The 6,492-nt window shown below is 72.2% G+C and carries 9 protein-coding genes; 6 read left to right on the top strand and 3 right to left on the bottom strand.

The window, feature by feature from the left end; genetic code table 11:
* The coding region (locus B8460_RS13045; RefSeq protein WP_048862040.1) for an urease accessory UreF family protein at positions 1–216 on the bottom strand (216 nt) is incomplete at its 3' end.
* Complete coding sequence (gene ureE / locus B8460_RS13050) at positions 213–701, bottom strand: urease accessory protein UreE (protein WP_199445643.1); 489 nt, start codon at positions 699–701, stop codon at positions 213–215. The genes ureE and B8460_RS13045, both read right to left, overlap by 4 nt.
* A 60-nt stretch (positions 702–761) precedes the next feature.
* Here ureE and B8460_RS13055 point away from each other — a divergent pair, with 60 nt between their 5' ends.
* From B8460_RS13055 to B8460_RS13070, 4 genes are all read left to right on the top strand, one after another.
* Complete coding sequence (locus tag B8460_RS13055) at positions 762–1,568, top strand: enoyl-CoA hydratase/isomerase family protein (RefSeq protein WP_048862041.1); 807 nt, start codon at positions 762–764, stop codon at positions 1,566–1,568.
* A gap of 124 nt (positions 1,569–1,692) precedes the next feature.
* On the top strand, positions 1,693–2,220 hold the full coding sequence (locus B8460_RS13060) for a Dps family protein (protein ID WP_048862042.1): 528 nt from the start codon (positions 1,693–1,695) through the stop codon (positions 2,218–2,220).
* 177 nt (positions 2,221–2,397) lie between these two features.
* Positions 2,398–3,837, top strand: coding sequence for a class II 3-deoxy-7-phosphoheptulonate synthase (locus tag B8460_RS13065; protein ID WP_048862043.1), 1,440 nt, complete (start codon positions 2,398–2,400; stop codon positions 3,835–3,837).
* A 12-nt stretch (positions 3,838–3,849) separates the two neighbouring features.
* Complete coding sequence (locus B8460_RS13070) at positions 3,850–5,001, top strand: beta/alpha barrel domain-containing protein (RefSeq protein ID WP_048862044.1); 1,152 nt, start codon at positions 3,850–3,852, stop codon at positions 4,999–5,001.
* Between the two features lie 9 nt (positions 5,002–5,010).
* Here the strand turns inward: B8460_RS13070 and B8460_RS13075 are convergent, their stop codons facing one another.
* Positions 5,011–5,973 carry a hypothetical protein gene (locus B8460_RS13075; protein ID WP_048862045.1) on the bottom strand — a complete coding sequence of 321 codons (963 nt, stop codon included), beginning with the start codon at positions 5,971–5,973 and terminating at the stop codon, positions 5,011–5,013.
* Positions 5,974–6,026: 53 nt separating this feature from the next.
* Between B8460_RS13075 and B8460_RS13080 the strand changes: the two genes are divergently transcribed.
* Together B8460_RS13080 and B8460_RS13085 are read left to right on the top strand one after the other, a co-directional pair.
* Entirely contained in the window at positions 6,027–6,230 is a 204-nt protein-coding gene (locus B8460_RS13080; RefSeq protein ID WP_048862046.1) for a hypothetical protein, read from the top strand.
* A 23-nt stretch (positions 6,231–6,253) separates the two neighbouring features.
* Positions 6,254–6,492 (top strand): hypothetical protein (locus B8460_RS13085; RefSeq protein ID WP_048862047.1); only part of this gene is annotated, 239 nt, incomplete at its 3' end.

The following is a 6,492-nucleotide window of genomic DNA, read 5'->3' on the forward strand; positions in this document are numbered from 1 at the left end:
GTCCGGGTCCGGGCCGTGCGTCCACGCGCGCCCCACCGCCACCCGCTCGCACCCCGCCCAGCGCCGGCGCAGCACGCAGTCGAACAGGCCGGTCAGGCTCGCCCGGTCGAAACGCTGCCCCAGCGCGGCCAGCCCCTCGATCCCGTTGGAGAAGGCGAAGCTGCCGCTCGGGAACGCCGCGTCCGCCTGCTGCAGGGCGACCAGGGTCGCGATCACGCGTCCACCACCGCGACCTCCAGCCGCGCCGCGAGATCGCCGAGCCGGGCGAGATACAGCTCCGGCGGCGCATCCAGCGGCACCACCAGCACCGCGCCGTCGAACCGCACCGCCCAATGCAGGTTGCCCGCGTGATAGCCGAGCGCGAGCGCGTCGGCGGCATCGCGCGGCGCGAGCCGCAGCGCCGATTGAGTGCGCACCCGCACCACCACCGCGCCCCGCGCATCGAGCGCCAGCACCGCGCCGTCCGCCAGCGTCTCGCTGCGCGGCAGGGCGATCTGCACCACCCGGCCGCTTGCGGTCACCGCCTGCAGCCGGCGTCGTTTCAGGTCGCCGGCATCGAGATGCAATAGGTCGATCGCGCCGTGATGCGCGAGGTGATGCAGCGGCCCGGCCAGCGCCGCGTCCATCCGGTTGCCGATGATACGGTCCACCCGCAAAGGCGCCGGCGCCGTCCCGCCCGGGGCGGGCGTGTCTGTGTCCATGGGTTGAGTGTGCCGGCCCCCCGGCCGCAGGATCAAGCCGCAGCAGGAGACCGATTTCCCATGACCGTCCCCGCCACCGCGACCCCCCAGGCCGGCCCCGTCATCGTCGCCCGCCACGACGGCATCGCCGTCGTCACCCTCAGCCGGCCGGAGCGGCTGAACGCCGTCAACGCCGCCCTGCGCGACGCGCTGATCGCGACACTCGGCGCGCTCGACGCCGATGCCGCGGTCGCGGCCATCGTCATCACCGGGGCCGGCGAACGCGCCTTCTGCGCCGGGCAGGACCTGACGGAGACGGCGACCCTCGCGCCCGCTGCCGTCCCGGCTTGGCTCGCGCATCAGCGCGCCATGTACCAGGCCGTGCGCGACGTGACGAAGGGCTGCGTCGTCGCCTTCAACGGGCTCGCCGCCGGCGCCGGGATGCAGATCGGCCTGTGCGCCGACCTGCGCATCGGCCATCCGGACATCCGCATCGGCCAGCCGGAGGTGCGCGCCGGCCTCGCCAGCATCGTCGGCTCCTGGATGCTCAGCCTGCACGTCACCCACGGGGTCAACCAGATGCTGTCCCTGACCGGGGCGCTGATCGACGGCACCCGCGCCCATCAGGTCGGGCTGCTCACGCATCTGGTGCCCCGCGCCGAGGTGCTGCCCCGCGCGATGGAGGAGGCGCGCGGCCTCGCCGCCGTGCCGCCCACCGCCCTGCGCCTGACCAAGCAGCGCTTCCGCGAGGCGACGCAGCCCGGTTTCGACGAGGCGTGCCGCGCGATCGAGCGGTTCCAGGTCCAGGCCTATCTCGGCGGCGAGCCGCAAAAGGTGCAGGGTGCCTTCCTCGCCCGCCGCGCCGGGGCCACGGAGGCACCGACTTGATGCGCGACCCCGCCGCGGGACCCTGATGCGCGGGCATGCCGGCGGGGAAAACCCGACGGCCCTGTCGCGTTACGACCTTGACCGTTTAGAACCTTGACCGTTTAGACATGACAGGAGCGCCAACATGGCCGCCCACGCCAAGACGACCGACGTGCCGAAGGCCCTCGCCACCCCGATCGACATCGGCGGCAATGCCGTGGCCGGCGTCGTGGCCGAGCTGAACAAGCTGCTCGCCGATACCTTCGCCCTCTATATGAAGACCAAGAACTTCCACTGGCACATGAGCGGCCGGCATTTCCGCGACTATCACCTGCTGCTCGACGAGCAGTCCGACCAGATCTTCGCCATGACCGATCCGCTGGCGGAGCGGGTGCGCAAGCTGGGCGGGCTGACGCTGCACGGCACCGGCGAGGTGCATAAGCTCCAGCGCATCAAGGACAACGACGCCGCCTATGTCGCCCCGGCCGAGATGCTGGCCGAGCTGCGCCGCGACAACACCGCCATGGCCAAGGCGATGCGCGAGGCGCACGAGATGTGCGACGAGGCCAAGGACATCGCGACCGCCAGCCTGCTGGAAAACTGGATCGACGAGACCGAGCGCCGGGCCTGGTTCCTGTTCGAAAGCGCCGAATCCGACCACGCCGCCGGCTGAGGCGCCCGGCCGCGGCCGGCGGGGCGCCCACTGCCCCGCCGGCTGCTCCACCGGCTGCCACGCCGGGCGGGCATCCCCTGGCACACGTCTGGGCCGCCGCGCCGCGTCTAGCCTGCCGCACCGCTTCGGGGGATAAGTGTCGGTCCGGGGCGGTGCCCCGCAGCAGAGGACCGGCCGATGACCACGCCCACCGCCCATCCGGGACATGCCCACACGCCCCCGACCCACGCCGCCCGGCGTGACGGCTGGCGCCCGGAAAGCTGGCGCACCCACCCGATCCGGCAGGTTCCCGCCTACCCCGACCCCGACCGCCTTGCCGCCGTCGAGGCGAAGCTGCACGCCTATCCCCCGCTGGTGTTCGCCGGCGAGGCCCGCCGCCTGCGCGCGGCCCTGGCCGAGGCGGCGGCCGGGCGCGCCTTCGTCCTGCAGGGCGGCGACTGCGCCGAAAGCTTCGGCGACTTCACCGCCAACGTCATCCGCGACACCTTCCGCGTGCTGCTGCAAATGGCCGTGGTGCTGACCTTCGGCGCCAGCCTGCCGGTGGTGAAGCTCGGCCGCATGGCGGGACAGTTCGCCAAGCCGCGCTCCTCGGACACCGAGACGATCGGCGGCGAGACGCTGCCCAGCTATCGCGGCGACATCGTCAACGGCGCCGATTTCACGCCGGAGGCGCGGGTGCCGGACCCGCGCCGCATGGAACAGGGCTATTTCCAGTCGGCCGGCACGCTCAACCTCCTGCGCGCCTTCGCCTCGGGCGGCTATGCCGATCTCAACGAGGTGCATCGCTGGAATCTCGGCTTCGTCGAACGCTCGCCGCTCGCCGACCGCTACCGCGACATCGCCGACCGGATCGACGAGACGCTCGCCTTCATGAACGCCTGCGGGATGACCAGCATCACCACCCGCGACCTGCGCGAGACCGATTTCTACGTCAGCCACGAGGCGTTGCTGCTGCCCTATGAACAGGCGCTGACGCGCATCGATTCCACCACCGGCGACTGGTACGCCTGTTCGGCGCATTTCCTGTGGATCGGCGAGCGCACCCGCCAGATCGACGGCGCGCATGTCGAGTTCCTGCGCGGCGTGCGCAACCCGATCGGGCTGAAGGTCGGGCCGACGATGGACCCGGACGACCTGCTGCGCCTGATCGACATCCTCGACCCCGAGGACGAGCCGGGGCGCCTGACGCTCATCAGCCGCATGGGCGCGGACAAGGTCGCGCAGCGCCTGCCGGCGCTCGTGCGCGCCACGCGCCGGGCCGGGCGCCACGCGCTGTGGCTGTGCGATGCCATGCACGGCAACACCATCTCCACCGTCGCCAAGGTGAAGACCCGCAGCTTCGACGCCATCCTGTCGGAGGTGCGCGACTTCTTCGACGTCCACGCCGCCGAGGGCACGGTCGCGGGCGGCGTGCACGTGGAGATGACCGGCCAGAACGTCACCGAATGCATCGGCGGCGCGCACCGGCTGACCGAGGCCGATCTCGGCGCCCGCTACGAGACGTTCTGCGACCCGCGGCTGAACGCCGAGCAGTCGCTCGAACTCGCGTTCCTGCTGGCGGCGGAACTCAAGGCGCGGCGCACCCCGCGCGCGCTGCCCGCCGTCGCCGCGCAGTAGCGGACGCACGTCATGGGGCCGGCGAACCCGACGCGCGACGCGGACATCGCGGCCCGGACCGACGTCTACTTCAACCGCACCCGCACGATCGTCAGCCGCTTCGGCGACGTGCGGGTGACCTATGCGATGTTCCTGCGCCGGCCGGTGATCTCCGCCCCCCGGCTGATGATCGACTGGCTGACGCAGGTCGCCGCCGCCCGCGCGACCGCGTTCGACATCGACGTCACCCACCCGGAAGGCGCCTGGGTCGGCGCCGGCGAGCCGCTGGTCTATGTCAGCGGCAGCTTCGCCCATCTGGCGGACCTCGAGACGATCGCCCTGCAGAAGCTCGGCGCGCCCTGCGTCGCCGCGCACAACGCCTATCAGATGTCGCTCGCCCTGCCGAATGTCGCCTTCCTGGCGATGGAGGCGCGGCACTGCGCCGGGGCGGAGATGCAGGACATGATGGCCTATGCCGCCTCGGTCGGCAGCCGCGCCGCGCAGGCCGAGGGGGCGCGCGGCTTCATCGGCAACGCCAACGACGAGACCGCGCACTGGTTCGGCGCCGCGCACGGCTACGGCACGATGCCGCACGCGCTGATCGGCTATGCCGGCTCCACCGTCCGCGCCGCCGAGATGTACGTGGAGACGTTCCCCGACGAGCCGCTGACGGTGCTCACCGACTATTTCGGACGCGAGATCACCGACTGCCTCGCCGTCTGCGCCCGCTTCCCGGCGCTCGCGACGGAGGGGCGGCTGTCCGTCCGGCTCGACACCCATGGCGGCCGCTTCCTCGAGGGGCTCGACCCGGCGGAGAGCTATGCCGTGCTCGAACGTCACGCGCCGGGTGCGATCCGCCGCTACCGCAGCGAGACCGAGCTGCGTTACCTCGTCGGCACCGGCGTCTCCGCCGCCGCCATCTGGCGCATGCGCGAGGCGCTGGACGAGGCCGGGTATCCGGCGGTGCGCATCACCGTCTCGTCCGGCTTCGGCGTGGACCGCTGCCGCGTCATGGCCGACGCGCGCGCGCCCATCGACCTTGTTGGCACCGGCAGCTTCATCCCCGATGCGTGGTCGGAGACCTACGCCACCGCCGACATCGTCGATTACGACGGCCACGCCATCGTCAAGGTCGGCCGCGAGTTCCTGTTGCGCCGCAACGGCGACCGCAAGCGCGGCGGATAGCCGCGTCCGTCAGGGACGCCACGCCATGACGCCGACGCCGTTCGCGCGCTGCGCCGCCAGCAGCGCGTGATCGAGCGCGACCGGCGGCGCGTCCGCTGGCCCGTTCCCTGGCGCGGTGTCGAGCGCCGCGATCGCGGCAAACAGCCGCGCGCCGGCGAAGTCCTGCGTCGCCTGGCGCGTCGCGTCCGGGTGCGGCTCTTCCGGCACGGGCAGATGCGGGTTGGTGTTGATCTCATAGAATTGCGGCCGGCCGCCGACGAGGCCGAAATCGGCACGTCCGTACTCAATCCGCGCCGTGGCGAAGGCGTGGCGCAGGGCGCGCGCGTGATGGTTGGCGCGGATCATCGCGTCGTCCTCGCGGTACATCGCCGCGTCCGCGAGCCCGACCGTGCCGGCCTTGACGCACCATGTCGCCTCGGTCACCGGCATGTCCAGCAGCACCGCGTCGCCGATGCGAAAGCCGGTATGGCGGCGCCAGATCCCGGGGCGCACCGGCTCCGCCGCGTAGCCGATGACGAGGACGCCGTCGAGCGGCTGTCCCGCCGCCTCCAACTCGGCGAGCGCGCGTTCCAGCGCATGCTGGTTCTCCAGCAGCCCCGACAGCGCCGGCGCGTGCGCCGCCTCCTGCTTGAGGAACACGGGAAAGCGGGCAGGGCGGGGCGCGTCGTCGGCGCGGTGGATGTCGAAGCCGTGGGTGCCGTCGCGATGCAACGCGCGCAGCAGCGGATAGCGGCCGCGCACCCGCGCCGGATCGTTGAGGACGCGGCAGCCCGCGGCCGTGCCGATCACCCGGTACGCGGCGGCCGCGAGCGCGCGTTCATGCGCGGTCAGCCGCTCGATGTCGGTGAAGACATACGTGCCCGCCGGCACCGTCGCCGCCGCGAACAGCGCGTCGTAGCTGAGGGCGGTAGCGACGCCGTCGAGAGCCGCGACGGTATAGGCATGCGACGCGGTCTGCACGAAAAAGAGCATGGACGAAACGGCTGTGCCTATCGTAAAGCTTTGGCAACGAGGGAGCGTGACGCATGAGCACTCAACCGGTTGCGAAGATTGCCGTCAAGCTCGACCCCGAGCGGATACTCGGCGGCCTCGACGAGACGACGCCGACGGACGCGCCGTCCGGCTCGTCGCACGGCGCCACCCCGATCGCGTCCGGCCACAAGCTTGGCGCCAAGGTGGGTGCCAAGGTGGGCGTCAAGCGGGTCGGGACGCGCCGCATCGTCGCCTGAACGCGACGAAAGGCGGGCGGCGGATGGCGGGCGGCTTCCTGCCGGACGCGCGGCACGGGCGCGACCTCTACGCCCGCATCGCGCAGCGTCTCGCCGGCAGCTACGCGCATATCTTCGACGCCTGCGGCGCGGTCTGCGCCCTTGATCACGCGGCAATCGCGGCCCGATGCGACGCGATCCGCGCCGCCGCGCGCGTCCGGCCGGAGCTGTTCATCCTCCATCGCGCCGCGCTCGACGCCGCCTGCCGGTCCGATCCGGCGGC

Origin of the sequence: Acidisphaera rubrifaciens HS-AP3, from assembly GCF_000964365.1 — a bacterium.
Classification (GTDB): Bacteria; Pseudomonadota; Alphaproteobacteria; order Acetobacterales; family Acetobacteraceae; genus Acidisphaera; species Acidisphaera rubrifaciens.